Source organism: Pseudonocardia sp. GCM10023141, from assembly GCF_042653605.1.
On sequence record NZ_JBHSIR010000017.1, the window covers coordinates 39,706 to 59,890 of the forward strand.

General features: G+C 72.3%; 18 protein-coding genes and 1 pseudogene. 10 read left to right on the plus strand and 9 right to left on the minus strand.

Annotated features, from left to right (window positions below):
* The 4 genes from ACFPFQ_RS08720 (at position 1) to serA (ending at position 3,015) form a co-directional block, all read left to right on the plus strand.
* The gene (locus ACFPFQ_RS08720; RefSeq protein WP_379616639.1) at positions 1-399 is read left to right on the plus strand and encodes an uL22 family ribosomal protein; all 399 of its coding nucleotides are present in this window, start codon (positions 1-3) and stop codon (positions 397-399) included.
* Entirely contained in the window at positions 396-704 is a 309-nt protein-coding gene (locus tag ACFPFQ_RS08725; protein ID WP_379616641.1) for a metal-sulfur cluster assembly factor, read from the plus strand. The genes ACFPFQ_RS08720 and ACFPFQ_RS08725 overlap by 4 nt, the downstream gene beginning before the upstream one ends.
* Positions 705-799: 95 nt before the next feature.
* Positions 800-1,765, plus strand: a complete 966-nt coding sequence (locus ACFPFQ_RS08730; RefSeq protein ID WP_379616643.1) for an AraC family transcriptional regulator — start codon at positions 800-802, stop codon at positions 1,763-1,765.
* A gap of 50 nt (positions 1,766-1,815) precedes the next feature.
* Positions 1,816-3,015 (plus strand): phosphoglycerate dehydrogenase, encoded by a 1,200-nt coding sequence (gene serA, locus ACFPFQ_RS08735; RefSeq protein ID WP_379616645.1) that lies wholly within the window; start codon positions 1,816-1,818, stop codon positions 3,013-3,015.
* Positions 3,016-3,118: 103 nt separating this feature from the next.
* On the opposite strand, the gene ACFPFQ_RS08740 is transcribed toward serA, so the two are convergent.
* The 3 genes from ACFPFQ_RS08740 to ACFPFQ_RS08750 all read right to left on the minus strand — a co-directional run bounded on the left by ACFPFQ_RS08740 (position 3,119) and on the right by ACFPFQ_RS08750 (position 5,323).
* Positions 3,119-3,295 (minus strand): hypothetical protein, encoded by a 177-nt coding sequence (locus ACFPFQ_RS08740; protein ID WP_379616900.1) that lies wholly within the window; start codon positions 3,293-3,295, stop codon positions 3,119-3,121.
* Entirely contained in the window at positions 3,210-4,319 is a 1,110-nt protein-coding gene (locus ACFPFQ_RS08745; protein WP_379616647.1) for a DUF222 domain-containing protein, read from the minus strand. The genes ACFPFQ_RS08740 and ACFPFQ_RS08745 overlap by 86 nt, the downstream gene beginning before the upstream one ends.
* Positions 4,320-4,564: 245 nt before the next feature.
* Positions 4,565-5,323 (minus strand): transposase, encoded by a 759-nt coding sequence (locus tag ACFPFQ_RS08750; RefSeq protein ID WP_379616649.1) that lies wholly within the window; start codon positions 5,321-5,323, stop codon positions 4,565-4,567.
* A 520-nt stretch (positions 5,324-5,843) separates the two neighbouring features.
* On the opposite strand from ACFPFQ_RS08750, the gene ACFPFQ_RS08755 reads away from it, so the two are divergent.
* Complete coding sequence (locus ACFPFQ_RS08755; RefSeq protein ID WP_379616651.1) at positions 5,844-7,331, plus strand: protein adenylyltransferase SelO; 1,488 nt, start codon at positions 5,844-5,846, stop codon at positions 7,329-7,331.
* 56 nt (positions 7,332-7,387) lie between these two features.
* On the opposite strand, the gene ligD is transcribed toward ACFPFQ_RS08755, so the two are convergent.
* Positions 7,388-8,419, minus strand: coding sequence for a non-homologous end-joining DNA ligase (gene ligD / locus ACFPFQ_RS08760; RefSeq protein ID WP_379616653.1), 1,032 nt, complete (start codon positions 8,417-8,419; stop codon positions 7,388-7,390).
* Between the two features lie 93 nt (positions 8,420-8,512).
* Here ligD and ACFPFQ_RS08765 point away from each other — a divergent pair, with 93 nt between their 5' ends.
* Both ACFPFQ_RS08765 and ACFPFQ_RS08770 read left to right on the plus strand, forming a co-directional pair.
* Complete coding sequence (locus tag ACFPFQ_RS08765) at positions 8,513-9,379, plus strand: alpha/beta fold hydrolase (protein WP_379616655.1); 867 nt, start codon at positions 8,513-8,515, stop codon at positions 9,377-9,379.
* 173 nt (positions 9,380-9,552) lie between these two features.
* Complete coding sequence (locus ACFPFQ_RS08770) at positions 9,553-12,165, plus strand: non-ribosomal peptide synthetase (protein ID WP_379616657.1); 2,613 nt, start codon at positions 9,553-9,555, stop codon at positions 12,163-12,165.
* A 114-nt stretch (positions 12,166-12,279) separates the two neighbouring features.
* On the opposite strand, the pseudogene ACFPFQ_RS48410 reads toward ACFPFQ_RS08770, so the two are convergent.
* The 3 genes and pseudogenes from ACFPFQ_RS48410 to ACFPFQ_RS08790 all read right to left on the minus strand — a co-directional run.
* Positions 12,280-12,937: pseudogene (locus ACFPFQ_RS48410) on the minus strand (ATP-binding cassette domain-containing protein); the annotation flags it as partial.
* Positions 12,938-13,582: 645 nt separating this feature from the next.
* Entirely contained in the window at positions 13,583-14,302 is a 720-nt protein-coding gene (locus ACFPFQ_RS08785; protein WP_379616663.1) for an SDR family oxidoreductase, read from the minus strand.
* 35 nt (positions 14,303-14,337) lie between these two features.
* A complete protein-coding gene (locus ACFPFQ_RS08790) occupies positions 14,338-14,847 on the minus strand; it encodes an alpha/beta fold hydrolase (protein WP_379616665.1) in 510 nt (169 codons plus the stop codon).
* A 128-nt stretch (positions 14,848-14,975) separates the two neighbouring features.
* Here ACFPFQ_RS08790 and ACFPFQ_RS08795 point away from each other — a divergent pair, with 128 nt between their 5' ends.
* Together ACFPFQ_RS08795 and ACFPFQ_RS08800 are read left to right on the plus strand one after the other, a co-directional pair.
* Positions 14,976-15,494, plus strand: a complete 519-nt coding sequence (locus tag ACFPFQ_RS08795) for a CGNR zinc finger domain-containing protein (RefSeq protein ID WP_379616667.1) — start codon at positions 14,976-14,978, stop codon at positions 15,492-15,494.
* Positions 15,495-15,538: 44 nt separating this feature from the next.
* The gene (locus tag ACFPFQ_RS08800; protein ID WP_379616669.1) at positions 15,539-16,342 is read left to right on the plus strand and encodes an MOSC domain-containing protein; all 804 of its coding nucleotides are present in this window, start codon (positions 15,539-15,541) and stop codon (positions 16,340-16,342) included.
* Positions 16,343-16,348: 6 nt separating this feature from the next.
* Here ACFPFQ_RS08800 and ACFPFQ_RS08805 read toward each other — a convergent pair whose 3' ends face one another.
* Positions 16,349-16,849, minus strand: a complete 501-nt coding sequence (locus ACFPFQ_RS08805) for a MarR family winged helix-turn-helix transcriptional regulator (RefSeq protein WP_379616671.1) — start codon at positions 16,847-16,849, stop codon at positions 16,349-16,351.
* A gap of 110 nt (positions 16,850-16,959) precedes the next feature.
* On the opposite strand from ACFPFQ_RS08805, the gene ACFPFQ_RS08810 reads away from it, so the two are divergent.
* Positions 16,960-18,351, plus strand: a complete 1,392-nt coding sequence (locus ACFPFQ_RS08810) for an MFS transporter (protein WP_379616902.1) — start codon at positions 16,960-16,962, stop codon at positions 18,349-18,351.
* Here ACFPFQ_RS08810 and ACFPFQ_RS08815 read toward each other — a convergent pair.
* Positions 18,281-20,071 (minus strand): helix-turn-helix domain-containing protein, encoded by a 1,791-nt coding sequence (locus tag ACFPFQ_RS08815; protein ID WP_379616673.1) that lies wholly within the window; start codon positions 20,069-20,071, stop codon positions 18,281-18,283. The genes ACFPFQ_RS08810 and ACFPFQ_RS08815 overlap by 71 nt on opposite strands.
* Positions 20,072-20,185: the final 114 nt, after the last annotated feature.

Consider the following 20,185-nt stretch of genomic DNA (forward strand, 5'->3'; position numbering starts at 1 on the left):
ATGGAGATCTCCGTGGAACCGGTGCTCGTCACCGCCGAGGCGGCCCAGGCCCGCATCGAACCCGGCGCCGCGATCCGAGCGCTGGACCGGGTGCGGGGGATGGTGGGCACGGATGCGCTGGCCGTGCTGATGCGACCCGGGCCGGGCACGTGCGAGCCGGTGGCGCGGGTCCTGCAGGGCGCGCTGGCCGCGGCCGACCGGCTGGGGGCCCCGGCTGGTGTCTGCGTCGTGGTCGGCGGCGAGGTGGGCGACGGCGAACCGGTGACCCGCGTGCGTCGCCAGGCACACGGGCTGGCCACCTGGATCACGACCGAGACCACCCGGATCCGGGTGGAACTGCAGGTCCCGGCCCTGCGCGTGGTGCAGGGCGGGCACGGGAGCGAGGAGGCGTTGCGATGACGGTACTGGCGGTGGACGTGCTGGACGCCCTGCGCGAGGTGATCGACCCCGATCTCGGTGTGAACGTGGTCGACCTCGGTTTCGTCCGTGACATCGACCTCGACTCCGATCCAGCGGTGCTGACGATGACGCTGACGTCACCCGCGTGCCCCCTGACGGGGCTGATGGAGGACCAGATGACCACCGCGTTGGCGGGGATGTTGCCGGGCTACGAGGTGCGGTGGGTCTTCCGGCCCGCGTGGTCGCCCGCGCTGATCAGCGCGGAGGGCCGCGATCAGCTCGCCGCGATCGGGTTCCGGCTCTGACGTTCGGGCAGCGGGCCTCGGCCGGCGGTTGTGCCGGGCCGCCTGCCGGGGCCACGATCAGTGACGGCAGTGTTGCCGACGGGAGCGGAGAGCGCGTGGACACCCGGGAGACATCGACGGAGGAACGGCTCGCGCCGGGCGACCTCATCGCCACCCTCGCCGCCCAGACCCCGAACATCGGTCCCAACCCGACGGAGTGGCCGGGGCTCACGCTCTACCGGTTCACCTCGCCGTCGGCCCGCCAGTGGGACGGCGTCGGCGCGCTGTCGATCTGCATGGTCGCGCAGGGCCGCAAGATCGTCACCGTGGACGGCGTGCAGCACTGCTACGACCCGTTCCACTACTTCGTGCTCCGGCGGAGCCTGCGCTTCGAGGTCGAGATCGTCCGGGCGAGCATCGAGAAGCCGTTCCTGTCGTTCGTCCTGCAGGTCGACCCGTCGATGGTCCGGAGGATCAGCGGCGACATGCTGGAGCGGGCGGCCACGACGTTCCACCGGCCGCTCCCCGAGGACCGCCGCGACGCGTACGTCTCCCCGCTGGACCTCGACCTGCTCGGCGCCGCGCTGCGCTTCGTCAAGGCGGTGGCGCACGGGCCGGACCGGCGGGTGCTGGCGCCGATCTACCTGCAGGAGATCGTCTACCGGGTGCTGCAGTCGCAGCAGTGCGACCGGTTGGTGGAGGCCGCCGCCCAGGACAGTGCCCGCAACCCGGTCGCCGACGTGATCCACTTCGTCAAGGAGCGGATCGCCGAGCCGCTCACCATCGCCGACCTCGCCGAGCACGTCAGCATGAGCCCCTCGACGTTCGCGCACCTGTTCCGCGACGTCACCGGGATGTCGCCCTACCAGTTCGTGAAGCGGATGCGGCTCGACCACGCGCGGGGGCTGCTGGTCGACGGCTCGCTCAACGCCAGTGAGGTGGCCAAGAGCGTGGGCTACTCGAGCCTCTCGGCCTTCATCACGGAATTCAAGCGGCACTTCGGGGTGACGCCACGGGCCTACGCCGACGCCCAGCACGGCGCCGTGTCGTTCCGGGTCGATCGGGCGACCGCCCCGCTCTGACGGGCGGGGCCCGTGCCAGGTCACAACCGGTCGGCACCTAGAATTCAGCCGTGAAGGTACTGCTGCTGGAAAACATCCACCCCGTCGCGGCAGACGCGTTCCGGCGGGCCGGCTTCGAGGTCGACGTGCGCTCCGGCGCGTTGAGCGAGGACGAGCTCGTCGAGCAGCTGCCCGGGGTGTCCCTGCTCGGGATCCGGTCCAACACCAAGCTCACCGCGCGGGCGCTCGACGCTGCCACCGACCTGCTGGCGGCGGGGTGTTTCTGCATCGGCACCAACCAGGTCGACCTGGCCGCCGCCGCCGACCGGGGTGTGGCGATCTTCAACGCGCCGTTCTCCAACACGCGCAGCGTCGTGGAGCTCGTGATCGGCGAGATCGTGGCGCTGGCCCGCCGGCTGCCGGAGAAGACCCAGCGGATGCACGACGGCATCTGGGACAAGTCGGCGAAGGGCAGCCACGAGGTCCGCGGCCGCACGCTGGGGATCGTCGGCTACGGCAACATCGGCACCCAGCTGTCCAACGTGGCCGAGGCGATCGGCCTGCGCGTGATCTTCTTCGACACCGCCGACCGGCCCGCGCACGGCAACGCGCGGCAGGTCGGCTCGCTCGACGAGCTGCTGGCCGAGTCGGACGTCGTGAGCCTGCACGTCGACGGCCGCCCCGGCAACGCCGGACTCTTCGGTGCCGAGCAGTTCGCGCTGATGAAGCCGCGGTCGGTGTTCATCAACGCCTCGCGCGGCATGGTCGTCGACGACGACGCCCTGCGCGAGAACATCCTGTCCGGCCACCTGGCGGGCGCCGCGATCGACGTCTTCCCGATCGAGCCGAAAGCGCAGGGCGACACCTTCGAGTCCCCGCTGCGGGGCCTCGACAACGTCATCCTCACCCCGCACGTCGGCGGCTCCACCCAGGAGGCGCAGGACGAGATCGGGCACTTCGTCGCCAACAAGTTGCTCGGGTTCGTCACCTCGGGTGGCACGGCGCTGTCGGTGAACATGCCGGAGGTGGCGCTCCCGCAGACCCCCGGCGTGTTCCGGATGGGATACCTGCACGCGAGCGTCCCCGGCGTACTGGCCGGCATCAACCGCCTGCTCGCCGAGGTGGGCGCCAACGTCGTGGGCCAGTCGCTGTCCACCCGCGGCGAGCTCGGGTACGTCCTCAGCGATACCGACGTGGAGCTCAGCGACGCCACGATGTCGGTGCTGCGCGAATCGCCGCACACCGTCTGGCTGCGTTCCTGGAAGCGCTGAGCCCTGGAGCCCTGGGCAGCCCAGCAGCCCTGATTTGAGGAAGGGCGCCTCGCCGGTGGGCAGGTCTCGGGGAGGGCACGACGGCCCAGGAATGCGCGCTCATTCAGGCGCTCATGGGCAGATCGATGCGATGCACCTGATTGCGGCGCGGGCCACCCGGAATCCACGGTGGTGGGCGGAACAGTGGGAAACCATCAGTGATGGTGACTTCCCATTCTTCTTTGTGCATCACCAGGTGATGATGCGTGCACAACAACACCAGATTGCTGAGCGCAGTGATGCCACCGCGAGCCCAATGCACGATGTGATGCGACGAGCACCATTGTGCTGCGGCTGCGCAGCCGGGGAAGGCGCAGCCGCTGTCGCGTTGGGCTAATGCGCGGCGCATCCAGCGGGGTACAACCCGTTGGGCGCGGCCGATATCGAGTGGTTCGCTGTTGCCGACGAGGACGATGGGGATGATCTCGGCGTCGGCCGGTCATGGACCCGTCGCCGAAGTCGCGCAGGCCAGCACCGAGGCGGCTTTCGAGATCTTCCAGGGAGATGGTGACGTTGACGTGGGGGCGTTCCCCGCCATCAACGGGGAGCTGTCCCCAGGTCAGGGATCGGCGAGCGAGGTCGACGAGTGCGTCACCGTCGCGTTCGGTCTTGGTCCGCGGATCCGGGGTGCCGTCCTCCGCCGGTTGGGGTGCGGCCAGGGATGAGAGCGCGGTGTTGAGGTCGGCAGCGGATTCGGTGCTGAGCCAGCCGCGCAGGTCGAAGCCGTCACCGTTCGCAGTGAACGCGAGATGATCCCGCGTGGGTGGGGTGTCGCGGGGTTCGGCGCCGTCGGGGTCGAGGAACGCCAACCGCCGGCGCGCGAGAACGCCCAATTCGTAGGGGTTGAACACGCGGGCGTGCGCGGCGAGATAGGACTCCAGCTCGCCACGGTGTGGTTCGAGGTCCGGCTTCAACCCGCCCAGCGTCCGTTGGATCACCGCGACGTGGTCAGCCGAGATCGAGCCTTCGGCGAAGGCTTTCGCGGTCTCCGGCAATACCGCAGGCAGCGCGTCGCCGCTGGGTGAGCGTCCGGGTAGGACGTCCTTGGCGGTAGTGATCCGGCGTCGCGCTTCGGCTTTGGTGATGTTCTGGGTGCACTGCAACAATTCGTTGGTGGTGTTGTAGCCGTGCGCGCCGGCGAGCCCGCGCAGCTCGGCTTCACGAACCAAAGCGAGCCCTTCGAGGCGCAGAAGGTTCGTTTTCTTCTCTATCGTGGCGAGCCCGTGCAGGATCTCCTCATCGGAGGCCTGCCAGGCTGTGCTCATGCTCCCGATTCTATCCGAACATGTGTTCCATCGCCAGTCTGGAAATTGGCGTCGAGAACGAAGTTGTGATGATCAAATGATCCTGTTGATCGCATTAACCTCGATGTTTCGTACGGTCGTACGGTGATCTTCGTTTGCCGGTGATGATCGTGCTGGTGGTGTCGTCGGTGGGTGGGCGTTGTTGTTCCCCGGCCCTGCTTGCTGACCGGTGCTCCGGTGGTGTTTGTCGGTGCCGGATGGGCTGGTCAGGGAACGGGCAGCGCGACGAGGCGGTCGTGCGCGGTGGTGATCACGGTGGCCCATGGCCAGGCTGGGTCGATCTTGAGCAGGCGGCGGCGTGCGGTGCGCACGATCCGTCCGGCCACGGCGAGGATCCGCAGTCGCAGTCGTTTGGGTTCGTAGGCCGCCGCCGCGGTCGGCAGTGCGAGGCGTGCGGTCGCGGCCAGCAGGTCTGCGGCGAGCGCGGCGATGGCGACCCAGATGCGGTTTTGGGTGAGGTCGTGGAGGGGCAGATTGCGCAGCCCGGTGTCTTTCGCAGCCCTGATCCGGTCCTCGACCCGAGCATGGCGACGGTGGCGTAGTTCGAGATCGGCGAGTTGGTGCCCGGGTCCGGCGGGGGTGGTGTTGGTCAGGAAGCCGGTGATGCGCAGACCGTCAGCGTCGGTGATCCGCAACTGCGCACCAGGGTGCGGTCGCTGCTTGCGCAGGATCAGGCGGGTGCCCGGCGGCCGGGACGACATATCGACACATCCGGTGGCGTCGGTGACCCAGGCGCCGTCACGGATCTCGATCTGCACGCCGTGCTCGGCGGCGCGGGGCTTGCGGGCCTGATACGCCGGGGTCCACGCCGCCGCGGGCAGCAGCGCGAGAGCGGTGCGGATGTCGGTGTGGATGTCGGGGTGCCCCAACGATGCCCCTATCGAGAATTCGACCCCGGACTGGGCGAGGTGCGCGGTGAACGGGGCGCTGGCACCGGCGGCGTCGGTGCGCACCGGCACCGCCACCCGCCCGTTCGTGTCGGGGTGAAAGCCCGAGGTTAACTTCGTTCTCGACGAAGCCCTGCCGGCCGGCCGGGAGACGCCGCCGTACATCTGTCGCATCGGTTGGAGTGCCGGCCATGATCGCCGGGTGCGGTACCTGAGGTGCAGCGATGCAGCTCAGGTACCGCATTCGCTGATCATGCCCATCTGGCCGTGCAACGCGACCCCAACTCGCGGGTCATTCCGTCGCAACTCGCGGTGCGTTGGAGCGCAACTCGCGGCAAGCCCTGCGTCTGCTGCCCCGTGCCCTGCCGGGCGGAGAGCCCGGGCGCGCGCTGCGCGCACACCGGGAGCTGGTGTGTCCTCCCGTCGACCTGCCCCGCCGGCGAGGCGGCCCTGGAAGCCGGGGCACACAACGCAACGCGACCATTCGGCCACCCCGACTCGCGGTGCGTTCCACCCCGACTCGCGGGATGACCAACATCCCACCCCCACCGGCTCCCATCCCGCAGCACCGGCAGCCATGCCGGGTTAACCTCGAACCATGAGCGTCGCGGTCCGGTCGTTGTTCACGTTCGAGAACTCCTACTCCCGCGAACTGGCGCCGCTGTGCGAGCCGTGGCGCGCGGCGCAGGCTCCGGCGCCGCGGTTGCTGGTGCTCAACGACGCGGTGGCCGCCGAGCTGGGCGTCGACGCGGAGGCGCTGCGGGTGCCCGAGGGCGTCGCGGTGCTCGTCGGCAACACCGTCCCCGACGGCGCCACCCCGGTGGCGCAGGCCTACGCGGGCCACCAGTTCGGCGGGTTCGTGCCGCGGCTGGGCGACGGCAGGGCGTTGCTGGTGGGGGAGGTTAGCGACATCCACGGGCAGCGGCGTGACCTGCACCTCAAGGGTTCGGGCCGCACGCCCTTCGCCCGCGGCGGCGACGGGAAGGCCGCCGTCGGGCCGATGCTGCGCGAGTACGCCATCAGCGAGGCGATGCACGGGCTCGGCATCCCCACCACCCGCGCGCTGGCCGTGATCGCCACCGGCGAGGAGATCGTCAGGGAGACGCTGCTGCCCGGCGCCGTGCTGGCCCGCGTCGCCGCGAGCCACATCCGTGTCGGCACCTTCCAGTACGCGGCCAACCAGGACCACGCCGCTGCGAGCCCGGATCTCGTGCGCAGGCTCGCCGATCACGCCATCGCCCGCCACCACCCGGATGTCGCCGGGGCGGCGAACCCGTACGTCACGTTCTTCGAGCGGGTCGTCGACGCGCAGGCCGATCTGGTCGCGCGGTGGATGCTCGTCGGGTTCCTCCACGGCGTCATGAACACCGACAACATGACGGTGTCGGGGGAGACCATCGACTACGGCCCCTGCGCGTTCATGGACGCGTTCGACCCGACCACCGTGTTCAGCTCGATCGACCACGCCGGTCGCTACGCCTACGGCAACCAGCCCCGCATCGCGGCGTGGAACCTGGCCCGGCTCGGTGAGACGTTGCTGCCGCTGCTCGACCCGGACGTCGACACCGCGGTTGCGGCGGCCACCGGCGTCCTGCAGACGTTCGCCACGCGCTACAGCGCCTACTGGGACGCCGGGATGCGCGCCAAGCTGGGTATCGCCGAGACCGGGCCGGACGACCCGCAGCTGGTCGACGACCTGCTGGCGCTGCTGCAGACCGACGCCGTCGACTTCACCACGTTCTTCCGGGCCCTGTCCTCGGCGGTCACCGGCGACGCCGCGCCCGCGCGGTCGATGTTCGTCGACCCGGCGCCCTTCGACGCGTGGTCGGTGCGGTGGCAGGAGCGGGTGGCCGCGGCCGACCCGCAGGCGACCGCGGCGGCCATGGACCGCGTGAACCCCGTCTACATCCCCCGCAACCACCTGGTGGAGGAGGCGCTCGCCGCGGCCACCGAGGGTGACCTGGCCCCCTTCACGGAGCTGCTCGACGTCATCACCCGCCCGTTCGACGTCCGCCCCGGGCTGGAGCGCTACACGCGACCGGCGCCATCGGTCGCCGGTGGCTATCAGACCTTCTGCGGCACCTGAGCCGACCGCGCCAACCTGATGGCCACCGCGCCGATGCTGCGACGTCGGCGCGGTGGCTACTCGGTTGGCGCGGTGGGCTTGCGGGCGCGGCTCGGCGCCACCCGCGACGGCTCGTTGGGCATCTTCGGGTAGACCGGCGGCCACGGGGCGTCCATCATCCCGGCGGCCATGTCCTTCTCGTGCAGTGCCAGCAGCGGTTCGAGCGACTGCGGGGCGGTCGCCGTGTCCGCCCACGGGTCGCCCAGCCGCGCGACCCGCGCGGGCACCGTGGCCAGCGTCAGATCGGCCGGTGTGATGCCGGCGAGCTCGTTCCACGAGAACGGCGTGGACACCTGCGCGTGCGGGTTCGCCCGCACGGACCACGCGCCGAACACGGTCTTGTGCGGGGCGTTCTGGTTGAAGTCGACGAACACCCGGCTGCCGCGCTCCTCCTTCCACCACGCGCAGGTCAGCAGGTCCGGACGGCGGCGCTCGAGCTCGCGGGCCAGCGCGACGGCGGCGGCGCGGACCTGGTAGCCGTCCCAGCGGGGCTGCAGGCGGACGTAGACGTGGATGCCGCGGCTGCCCGTGGTCTTGGGATGGCTCGCCACGCCCAGCTCGTCGAGCAGCGCCTTCGTCTCGGCGGCACCCTCCCGGATCATCGCGAACGTGACGCCGGGGCTCGGGTCGAGGTCGATCCGCAGCTCGTCGGCGTGCTCGGGATCGGCCGCCGTGGTGGGCCACACGTGGAAGCCGATGCACCCCATGTTCACCGCCCACAGCACGTGCGCGAGGTCCACCGCGACGAGGGCGGTGGCCGTGGTGCCGTTCGGCGTGGACACCACGGTGGTGGTCAGCCACGGGTCGGCCTTCGTCGGCGTCACCCGCTTCTGGAAGAACGACGGCCCGCCGGCACCGTCGGGGAACCGCTGCAGCAGCACCGGGCGACCGCCCATGGCGGCCATCAACGGCTCCGCGACGGCCAGGTAGTAGCGCGCGAGGTCCAGCTTGGTCTCACCGCGCTCCGGGAAGAACACCTTGCCCGGGCTGGTGATCCGGACCTCCCGCCCGGCTACCTCGAGTACCTCGACGTCCACGCTCGTGGCCATCGACCGACCGTACCCGGGACGGGAAGGTTCGACCGATCCGTCGCGTGGGACGCTTCGCCGATGAGTTCCCCGCACGGAGGCGGTCTACCGGCCATGACCACTCACACGCTGGTGACCCCCGAGGTCGACCTCGCCTACGACGTGCACGGCCCGCTGCCGACGACCGACGGCCGCCCGCCGCTGCTCATGATCGGCCAGCCGATGGACGCCGGCGGGTTCACGGAGCTGGCGGCGCAGTTCCCCGACCGCACTGTGATCACCTACGACCCGCGCGGGCTCGGGCGCAGCGTGCGCAAGGACGGTCGCACCGACAGCGTTCCGCAGGTGCAGGCCGGCGACGTGCACGCCCTGATCGTGGCGCTCGGCGCGGGCCCGGTCGACCTGTTCGGCAGCAGCGGCGGTGCGGTCACGGCGCTCGCACTCGTCGCGGCGCACCCCGACGACGTCGTCACGCTGGTGGCGCACGAGCCGCCGCTGCTCCCGCTGCTGCCCGACGCGGCCGCGGCAGCGCGTGCCAACGCCGGAGTCCGGGAGGCCTACGAGGCGAAGGGCGCGGGTGCCGGCATGGCCGCGTTCATCGCGATGACGTCGTGGCCGGGCGAGTTCACCGAGGCCTTCTTCGCCCAGCCCGCGCCCGATCCGGCCGCGTTCGGGATGCCCACCGACGACGACGGCACCCGCGACGACCCGCTGCTCTCGGATCGGTCCGCCGCCGTCACCAGCTACCGGCCCGACTTCATCGCGTTGGCCGCGGCGTCGACGCGGGTCGTCATCGCGGTGGCCGAGGAGTCCGGCGAGACGATGACGGGACGCACCACCGCCGCGACGGCCGCGGCGCTGGGTCAGCAGGCCACCGTGTTCCCCAGCCACCACGGCGGCTTCACCGGCGGCGACAACCCCTATGCGGGCAAGCCCGAGGAGTTCGGCCGGAAGCTGCGGGAGGTGCTCGACGCGGGCTGAGCACCGGCGATGGAGTGGCCAGGGTCAGTTGGTTAGCCTAACCTTCGTCTGAGAGGATGATCCGCATCAGGCTGTGCTGCCGGCGCTCGAGAGGATGACGATGGCGAAGGTGTTCCCCTCCCGACCACAGATCGAGCCGGTGATCCTCGCGGTCGCTCCCCGCTGATCCGCCCATGCCTGACGACCAGCTCCTCGGATTCCCGCTGACGGCCGCGCAGGCCGGGATCCGCGCGGCGCAGCCGATCGGCGCCGATGATCCCGGCCGCCATGTCGGCGCGTGCGTCGACATCGACGGGGATCTCGACGTCGAACGGTTCGCGCAGGTGGCGACGGGGATGCTGGCCGCGGCGGCCGCGCTGCACGTACGTGTCGTGGACGGCCCCGACGGGGTCGGCCGGCAGTTGCCCGTGCCGCCGAGCGGCCACGAGCTGCGGGTCCTGGATCTGCGCGACGAGCCGGACGCCGATCAGGCGGCACTGTCGCGGATGGACGAGGTGCTCGACACCCCGCTGGATCCGGCGCGCGACGCGCTGGTCGGGCAGGTGCTGTTGCGTCGCGGCGAGGATCGCTGGACGTGGCTGATCCACGGCCACCCCATCGTGCTCGACGGTCACGGACTGATGGCGTTGTTCGCGGCGGTCGCGCACGAATGCGTGACCGGCGCCGCCGCCGGCCGCGACTGGTCACTGCGACCGATCATCGCCGCCGATGCCGCCTACCGTGGCTCGGCGGCGTTCGCCACTGACCGCGCGTTCTGGCGCGACCGGCTCGCCGGAGCGCCCGAGCCCGCGCGACTCGCCGCCGAGTGCACGGGCAACGGGCTCGTGCGCAGGCACGCCCGCGTCCTGGACTGGGACGCCGCCACCACCGAGTGCTGGTTCGCGCTGGCCGCCGAGCTCGGGATCACGGTCTCGCGGCTGCTCGTCACGGCACTCGCGGGGTACGTCCGGCGCATCACGGGTGCCGCCGACATGCTCGTGGCCCTGCCGACGAGCGGGCGCACCGGCACCGGCCTGCACGGCGTCCCGGCGATGCTCGCCGGCGTGCTGCCGCTGCGGCTGCGGGTCGGTTCGGACGTGTCGCTGCGGGAGCTGGTGGACATCGTCGGCGCGCAGCTGCGCGACCTGCACGTCCACGATCGGTACCGCGGTGGGGACGTGCTGCGTGACCTCGGCCTCCCGGGTTCGCCCGCCGGCGCGTTCGGCACCGCGATCAACGTGCTCACCCTGCCCGGTCCGATGCTGTTCGGCCGCGCCACCGGTGCCGCCCGGATGGTGCGCTCGGGGCCCGGCAGCAGCCTGGATCTGCACGTGGAGGTCGACCTGGGCGCCCGCACGATCGCGGTGACGGTGCAGGCCGCTCCCGATGTCGTCGGCGACGCCGAGCACGACGGGCACGCGCGCCGGCTCGCCCGGTTCCTCGGCGCCGTGCTGCGTGATCCGGACGGGCCCGTCGCCCGCGCCGAGCTGCTCGGCGCCGACGAGCGCGCCGTGATGTTCGCGATGGGCTCCGGAGGCGCGCACGAGTACGTCGCGGCGACGTTCGGTGACCTGTTCGCCGAGCAGGTGCGGCTGCACCCCGGCGCGATCGCCCTGGTCTGCGAGGGCACCCGGCTGACCTACGCGGAGCTGGCGGCGCGCACCGGTGCGCTGGCCCGCGAGCTGCAGGCGCGCGGGGTCCGGCCGGGTGCGACCGTCGCGGTCGCGGTGCCCCGCAGCGTCGACCTCGTGATCGGCCTGGTCGCGGTGATGCTCGCCGGCGGGGCCTACCTCGGCGTCGACATCGAGGAGCCGCTCGAACGGATCGCGCGGATGCTCGCTGACGTCGACCCCGTCGCGGTGGTCGCGACGCCGGGGACCGCGGCCCTGTTCTCGCGGCCCGCCGTCATGGTGGACGCCGGGATCGGTGCACCGATCGGCCCCGGCCCGGCCCGGCTGGCCGATCCCGCCTACGTGGTCTACCCGTCGGGTTCGACCGGCCGCCCGAAGGGTGTGGTCGTGACCCACGACGGGGTGGCGAAGCTGGTGGCCACGGCGGCCGACCGGATGGGCGTCGGCCCGTTCAGCCGGGTGCTGCAGTTCGCCGCACCGGGCTTCGACGTCGCGTTCTTCGAGCTGTGTCAGGGGCTGCTGCTCGGTGCCACGCTCGTCGTGACGCCTGCCGAGCTGCGGGTCCCCGACACGCCGCTGATCGACTACCTGGTCCGGCAGCGGATCACGCACGCCTCCCTGCCGCCGTCGTTGCTGGCCGCGCTGCCGGCCTGGTTGCAGCTCCCCCCGGGGCTGACGCTCCTGGCCGGCACCGAGCGCGTCACCACCGACCTGGTCGCGAGGTTCGCGCCGTGGTGTCGGATGTTCAACGCCTACGGGCCGGCCGAAGCCACCGTCAACGCGACGCTCGGGCGGTGCCACGCCGGACGCGTCTCGGCGCCGATCGGGCGGCCCGACCCCGGCGTGCAGGCCTACGTGCTGGACGGGGTGCTCCGACCAGTGCCCCCTGGGGTGCCGGGGGAGCTGTACCTGGGCGGGGAGGGGCTCGCCCGTGGGTACCTGCACCGGCCGGGGCTGACCGCCGAGCGGTTCGTCGCCGACCCCTACGGCGAGCCGGGCGCGCGGATCTACCGCACGGGTGACCTCGTCGCCTGGAACCTGGCGGGGGAGCTGGAGTTCCGCGGCCGCACCGACGAGCGGGTGAAGGTGCGCGGGTACCGGATCGAGCCCGGTGAGATAGAGGCCGGTGAGATGGAGGTCGCGCTGGTCCCCGGCACCGCGGCAGCGCACTTCTAGCGTCACCTTGCCGGCCGGGAGGGGTCGGCAAGTGGACGTCGCGAAGGTCCGGTCGCCGTTGCAGCCCACGCGGCGACCGGGCCGCGTCCCTGCTGGGCCGCCGCGGGGGCACGGTCAGCGGTTGTCGCTCCACGCCGCCCAGAGGTGGGCACAGCGCCCGCCCGCCGCCACCAGTTCCTCGTGGGTGCCGTGCTCCACCACCGAATCCGCGCCGGCGGCCTGGGTGAGCCGTGGGCCACCAGCAGCCCGGTGCGGCCCGCGGTCGCCCGCTTCGCCGCGGCCTCCAGCACCCGGGCCCCGGAGCTGCCGGCCTCGGCCGTGGCCTCGTCGAGGATCGCGACGGGCGGGTCGGCCAGCACCAGCCGCGCCAGCGCGAGCTGCTGCGCCTGCACCACCGTCAGCGAGTGCCCGCCCGATCCGACCACCGTCTCCAGGCGGCGGGCAGCGCCTCGGCCCACCCGAGCGCGTCGACGGCCACGAGCGCGTCGCGCAGCTCCCCGTCGGTGGCGGCGGGCTTCGCGAGGCGCAGGTCGGCCGCGAGCGTCCCGGCGAAGACGTGCACCTCCTGCGTGATCAGCGCGACGGTCCGCCGGACCACGGCCGGGCCCTGCTCGTCGAGCGGGGCGCCGCCGATGTCGACGCAGCCGCGGGTCGGCCGGTGCACGCCCGCCACGAGCTTCGCCTTCCCGGCCCCGCTGGCCCCGACGAGCGCGACGGTGCTGCCCGCGGCGATGTCGAGGTCGACGTCGGCGAGCACGTCGTGGCCCCCGACGTCTGCCAGCGCAGCCCGGATCCGGCGGCCGTCGGCGACGGGCAGCAGCGTGCCCGTCGAGCTCCACGGTGCGGTTGACCCAGCCGAAGATCTGCAGCGGGCCGACCAGGAACTGCGCCAACCCAACCGCCGCGACCAGCCCCCCGATCGAGATGGCGCCGTCGGTGGCGAGCCGCCCGCCGACGAGCGCCGCCAGCGCGAGGAACAGGCCGTTGGCCGCCAGCACCGCGCCCTCGTACCAGGCCTGCGCCCCGGGGGCGCGCAGTGTCGCCCGCAGCGCGTCCTGGCTCGTGCCGATGTAGCGGCGCACGGCAGCGGGCTCGGCGCCGATGCCCTTGAGGACGCGCACGCCTGCGAGGACGCCGACCCGCTTGGCGTCGGAGACCGCGATGGTGGCGAGCCCACCGGGCAGCCGTCCGGCCTCGGCGTCACCGCCTGGTCGATCACCACCCCGACCAGCACCGGCACCAGCGCCTCGCCCGCCTGGTGCGCGCAGAGCAGCGCAGCGGCCGCACCGACGCGGCGCCCGTGTCCGGTGACGGCCCCGCGCAGCACGGCGGCCCCCGTGATCTCCCTCATCGTCGTGATCCGGAGGATATCCTCGCCTAACCTGCTGGGGGTCCTGTCCGGTCCGACGGGATCGGGTCAGGTGAGCGCCTCCCCACCGTCGACGGCCAGCGTGACGCCCGTGAGGAACGTGTTGGTGAGGGCGAACAGCACCGCGCCTGCGATGTCGTCGGCGGTGCCGACGCGTCGCGCCGGGTTGCGCTCGCTCTGCTCGGCGAACATCGCCGCCTTGCCCTCGTCCCCGAGCGCGTCCCAGGCGCCGGTGTCGATCACCCCCGGCGAGATGGCGTTGACGCGGACCGGTGCCAGCTCGACCGCGAGCGAGCGGGTCAGGGTGTCGGCGGCGCCGTTGGTGACGGCCACGGCGAGGGTGCCGACCGCGATCTTGAAGGCGGCCACCCCGGAGAACAGGACGAACGAGCCACCCGCGTCGATCCGTGGCCCCAGGTGCTTGGCCAGCATGAGCGGCCCGATGACCTTGGTGTCCAGCGAGGCCCGCACCGACTCCCTGCTGAGGTCCTGCAGCCGGCCGCGGGCGCGCGCCGACGCCGTCGACACGACGTGGTCGATCCGGCCGAGCCGCTCCCCGAGTGCGGCGATCGTGTCGTCGTCGGTGACGTCGACGGTCTCGGTGGTGATGCCGGGCTCACCGGCGTAGGCGGCGGCCAGTGCCTCGGCGTCCCGCCCGGCCGCGACGACCCGGGCGCCCGCGTCCCTGGCCGCCAGCACGACGGCGCGGGCGATGCCGCTGCCGCGGCCGATGACCAGGACGGTCCGATCCTGCAGCGATCCGGTCATGGGAGGTGCTCCGTTCTTGGTGAGTGCGGATCGGCCTATGCGGCGGCCGTGGTGCGGCCGAGGAATCCGCGGAGGTAGCCGACGACGGTGTCCAGCGCGCTCTCGAGCAGGAAATGGCCGCCGTCGATCAGGTGGATCTCGGCGTCGGGCAGGTCCCGGGCGAACGCCGTGGCGCCGTCGCGGCCGAAGGTCAGGTCGGGCTCCGCGACACCCGTGACGTACTGCCAGCGCGCGGCATCGAGTCCGAACACCTCGCGGATCGGGGCCTCGGTCTCCGGACCGGGATCGGACGCGTAGGCCCACGGTCCCGCCCAGGAACCCGGGACGAAACCGTCGTCGTAGGCGTTGCCGTTCTGGCTGATGATCGCCGTCACCGCCGCCGGGCGGCGCAGCGCCAGTCGCCAGCCGATCGGCGCGCCGCGATCCGCGAGCGCGGGGATGAGATGGCGGAACATGCTCGAGCTGGTCGGGTAGCCGTGCAGGAGCAGCAGCACCGGCGCGTCGGCCGGACCGGCTTCCCGGTAGAAGACCCGCTGACCGTCCACGGTCGTGACGCGGTGGTGGACATCACCATATCTAACTCCTTAGTGATGGTTTACCGGTTATTCGCCCGTTGATGAGACACGGCCCTGACTAACTTGTCAAATCGGATTTCAGGGTTAGACTTCGGCTCATGTCACCACTGCCGGACCCGGAGGCGGAGCGCGTTCTCCTCGAGCTGCTCAACAGCACCCCCGTGCTCGAGGGCGTCGGTGTCGACCTGCTGGGGCGCGACGACGAGGCCGCCGCATGGGCGCGCCCGCTGGGCGGCACCGGCTCGGTCGCCGAGGCCGGGCACCTGCGCCGCGTCCGCCACCAGCTGCAGGCGGTCACCCGTGGTGGAGAGCCGGCCGCGACGCTGGCCCCGTTGCTGCGTGGTGTGCGCCTGCTCCCGCACGTCGCGGAGGGCGGGGTGGACTGGGTGCTCGACGTCGTCGACGACCGGCGGCTCGCCACCCGCGCCGTGCTGGCCTGGGGGAGGGTGCAGGAGGAGCTGCCCGGTCGGCTGCGCCCGTGCGCCAACGACGAGTGCCGCCTGTTCCTGCTCGACCGCAGCCGGCCCAACACCGCCCGCTGGTGCTCGATGAAGGTCTGCGGCAACAGGCTCAAGGCACGCCGTCACTACCAGCGCACCCAGCAGGCCGAACCCTGACCGACCCTGTCCCTCCCCGCGATCCGTCCACGAGAAAGAGTTCGATGCGAATCACGACGATGTGGCGCTACCCCGTGAAGTCCATGCTCGGGGAGCGGCTCGACGAAGCCCGCCTCGCGGAGGCCGGGTTGGAGTCCGACCGCGGCCTGGCGCTGATCGACGCCACCACGGGGCTGGTCGCCACGGCCAAGCATCCCCGCCTCTGGCGGGACCTGCTGAAGTACTCGGCCACGGTCACCGGGCACGGCGTGGTGATCACCTCACCCGCCGGGTGGACACGAGACGCCCGTGACCCGGGTGTCGACGAGCTGCTCTCGGTCGCGCTGGGCCGCGCCGTCCGGCTCTCGGCAGAGCGCCCGGTCGACGCGACGGTGGAGCGGCCCGATCCCGAGGACGTGCTGGACCGGGGCGTCGAGGCCGAGGTGGCGGCGGCGACGCTCGAGATCGGGCAGGGCACACCCGGCACCAACTTCGTCGACTACGCGCCGGTGCACGTGATCACCACCGCCACGCTGGACCGGATCGGGACCGAGCAGGTCCGGTACCGCCCCAACCTCGTCGTCGAGACCCCACCCGGCACCGAGCCGTTCGTCGAGAACAGCTGGATGGGCCGCGAGCTGCACATCGGCGGCGCGATCGTGCTGCGCATGACGCTGCCCACCCCGCGCTGCTCCGTGCCCACCCTGGAGCACGGCGAGCTCCCGCGCGCCCCGCACGCCGTCCGGATCCCGATGCGGGAGAACCGTGTCGACGTCACCGGCTTCGGGGTGCTCCCGTGTGCAGGCGGCTACGCCGAGGTCGTCCGGGCCGGGGTCGCGCACATCGGCGACGAGGTCACCCTGCGGTAGGCCCTCTCAGCTGCGCTGCGCCGGCCGGGGCCACGGGCTCGCCTGCAGCTCCTCGATGCGCTCGTTGAGGCGGCGCAGCGAGTCGAGCAGGGTGGCGCGGTCGTCGGGTGTCCAGGTCTGCAGGACGACGGCGATGCCGCAACGGTGCACGTCGCGGTCGGCGGCGAGGCTCGCCAGCCCCGCGGGGGTCGGCCGGATCTTGCGGGCCAACCCGCCGTCCGGGTCGGGGATGCGCTCGACCAGCCCCGTGCGGAGCATCGCGCTGATCTGTCGGGTGACGGTCGAGATCTCCAGCGTCAGCGCAGTGGCGATCTCCCGCGCCGACAGCGCCCGGTCGGCTTCGAGCCGGTTGAGGATCACGTAGGCCGAGCGGTCGAGTGCGACCGGAGCGCGCGAGTGGACGGGCGAGAGGTGGTGGCGCCCGAGCAGCATCAGCTCGCGCTCGATCCCGGCGGTGGTCTGTTGCGCATCGACCACCTGCACGTCGGCTTGCCGTGTCTCCACCATGGAAGTGTAGGATACACAAGATATGTACGGTACATAAAAGGGGAACGGTGACGTTGTTCAGCCATTCGAGGTCACCGCAAGCGCCGTCCCCGCAGCTCGTGACCGCGGTCATGTGCTTCGGCGGCATGATCGCGTCGTTCATGCAGACGCTCGTGATCCCGCTGATCCCGAGCCTGCCGCACCTGCTCAGCGCCTCCCCGGCCGATGCGTCGTGGGTCATCACGGTCACGCTGCTCACCGCCGCGGTGATGACGCCGGTGGCCGGGCGGCTCGGTGACCTCTACGGCAAGCGACTGGTCATCGTCGCCAGCCTCGCGGTGCTGGTGGTGGGCTCGGTCGTCGTCGCGCTGAGCGACACCGTGATCCCCGCGATCATCGGCCGCGGCCTGCAGGGTGCGGCGATGGGCCTCATCCCCGTCGGCATCAGCATGATGCGCGACGTGCTGCCCGCCGAGCGGGTCGGCTCGGCCATCGCACTGATGAGCGCGACGCTCGGGGTGGGCGGTGCGATCGGCCTGCCGGTCTCGGCGTTCGTGGCGCAGAACGCGTCCTGGCACGCGCTTTTCTGGCTCGCCGCCGGGCTGGGCGCGCTGGGCATCGTGCTGGTGCTCGCGGTCGTGCCGGAGTCCCCGGTCACCACCCCCGGCCGGTTCGACGTCGTCGGCGCCATCGGGCTGGCGATCGGGCTGGTCTCCCTGCTGCTGGCCATCACGAAGGGCTCGAGCTGGGGCTGGGGCAGCCCGGCCACGCTGGGCACGGCCGCGGCGGCCGTGGTGGTGCTGCTCGCGTGGGGCGTGCTGCAGTTGCGCACGCGTGAGCCGCTGGTGGACCTGCGGGTGTCCGCCCGCCGTCCGGTGCTGTTCACCAACCTGGCCTCCGTCGTCGCCGGGTTCGCGATGTTCGGTACCTCACTGGTGTTCCCGCAGGTGCTGCAGGCACCGATGGCGAGCGGGTACGGGCTGGGGCGCTCGCTCCTGGAGGCCGGCCTGCTCATGGCGCCCGGCGGACTGATGATGATGGTGATGTCGCCGCTGTCGGCACGGCTCACGCGCCTGCGCGGCCCCCGCGTCACGCTGCTGATCGGGCTGGGGGTCATCGCGTGCGGCTACGTGCTGGCGGCGTTCATCACCGGCACCGTCGTCGGCGTCGTGGTGGCCACGATCGTCATCAGCTCCGGTGTCGGGATCGCCTACGCTGCGATGCCGGCGCTGATCATGGGTGCGGTCCCGATCGGCGCGTCGGCCGCCGCCAACGGCCTCAACTCGCTGATGCGGTCGGTGGGCACGTCGGTGTCCAGCGCGGTCGCGGCCACGGTGCTCGCCGGGATGACGATCTCCGTCGGTGCCGCGGTGCTCCCGTCGGCCACGGGGATCCGGGTGGTGCTGCTGATCTCGGCGGCCGCGTCCGTGGTCGGGTTCGCGGTGGCGCTGCTCATCCCGAAGCGCGAGGTACAGCCGACCCCGGCGTCGCCGGTACCGGCCGCGGCGGCAGTGCAGGGCTGATCGGCCGCTCGCTCCCGAGCGTGCCACCGATCTCGGCGACGGTCAGCGCGAGGTGCAGCTGGATCACGTCGGACGGACGCAGCGGCTGCAGCCCGGTGATCTCCCCGATCCTCCGGAGCCGGTAGTTGATCGTGTTGACGTGCACGAACAGCGCGCGGGCGGTGTCCTGCGCCGCCATGTCGTGCGCCAGCCAGGTGCGCAGCGTCGCGAGCAGGCTGGCGCCGCGCTCGCGGTCGTAGCGCACGAGGGGCCCGAGCGTGCGTTCCGAGAGGTCGCGCAGGCCGTCGGCCGCGGCGGACTGGAGCAGCAGTCCCGGCACGCCGAGGTCGGTCATGTCGATCACGGCGGGTGAGTCGCGCGTCAGCAGTTGGACGGCGCGCGAGGTGATGTCGAACCCGTGGTGGGCGTCGGCGAGCGTGTCGGCCCGCGGGCCGATCAGGATCCGGGCCGTCGCGGGCAGCGACCGGGCCAGCCGCGCGGCGAGCTCGCGGGTCGCGGCGGCAGGGCGCACCGTCTCGGCCGGAACCGGGTTGAGCACCACAACCTGCGTACCGACGGATCCGACGACCGGGAGCGGGGTGACGTCGCGAGTCAGCCGCTCGACATCGCGCCGGGCCCGGCCCACGCCTGCCGGATCACCGATCAGCGCGACCATGACGATGTCGTGCGGGTGGTGCGGCCGGTGGCCCAGTGCCACGGCTCGGCCGAACACGGCGTCCTGGTGTCGCATGGCGGCGGGGGACAGCAGGTCGGCCACCAGGTCCTTCGTCAGGCGCGACCCGATGTCGGCATCGCGGTCCAGGCGCCGCAGCTCCTGCTCGATGATCAGGGCGGCACCGTCGATCGACCACTGGACGACCGCATCGGTGGTGGGGGCGTTCACGCGCAGCGTCGCCGGCTGGTCCTCGTCCGCGCGCAGCTGCCGGACGGCCACCGCGCCCGCAGCCACACCGGGCGAGCCTGCGGCGGGGGTGGCCACGGCGAGCGTCTCGCCCCCCGCGCCGTCGACGGTCACCGTGGCGTCGAGCCCGTCGGCGAACGCCTGCGCGATCGGACCGATCCCCGACTCCGCTGCCGCGAGCCGCAGCGCGTCGTGCTGCACGGCCCCGAGCCGGTACAGGTCGCGCAGTTGCCGGTCGCCGGCTTCCAGCTCCGACCGGACCGCATCGCGGTGGCGAACGAGCACGGTGAGCGCCGCGGCGAGCTGCCCGAGCTCCTGCAGCGTGGCCAGATCGGCCTGGTCCGGAGCCGCGCCGTCGTCGAGGTAGGCGGTGAGCGAGCCCAGCACCGACCCGGCTGCATCGACGAGCGGCACGGCCGCGATGCCGCGGAAGCCCTGCGGGCGGAACAGCCGCACCCACGGCGCGAGCTCGGGCTCGGCGTACACGTCGCGCACCAGGATCGTGGTGGCGGTCAGTACGGCACGCGCGTTCGGCGGCCCGCTCGCGGCGGTGGCCGTCGTGAGGTCGAGCGGCAGGTCGCGCATGACCTTGAGGTAGTCGGCGGTCAGCCCGTGCCAGCCCTGCAGCTCGAGCGTGCGCCCGTCGGCGGCCAGCAGGTAGATGCCCCCGTAGAGCACCCCGGACAGCCCGACGACCGACCGGGCGACACCCGAGAGCACCTGTTGCAGGCTCGCACCGGCGGCCACGTCGAACCCGAGCGTCACGAGGTCGCGCAGCGCACTGCCGCTGGGGCCCCACGGCGCGCGGTCGGCGGCCATCGGGTCCTCCCGCGAGTTGTGAAACGAACAGATGATCAGGCAGGTGTCTGTGTGCGGAACATAGCCGCCTGTGAGCCCGGCCACCAGACTTCGACCTCGCAGGCACCGTGTCCG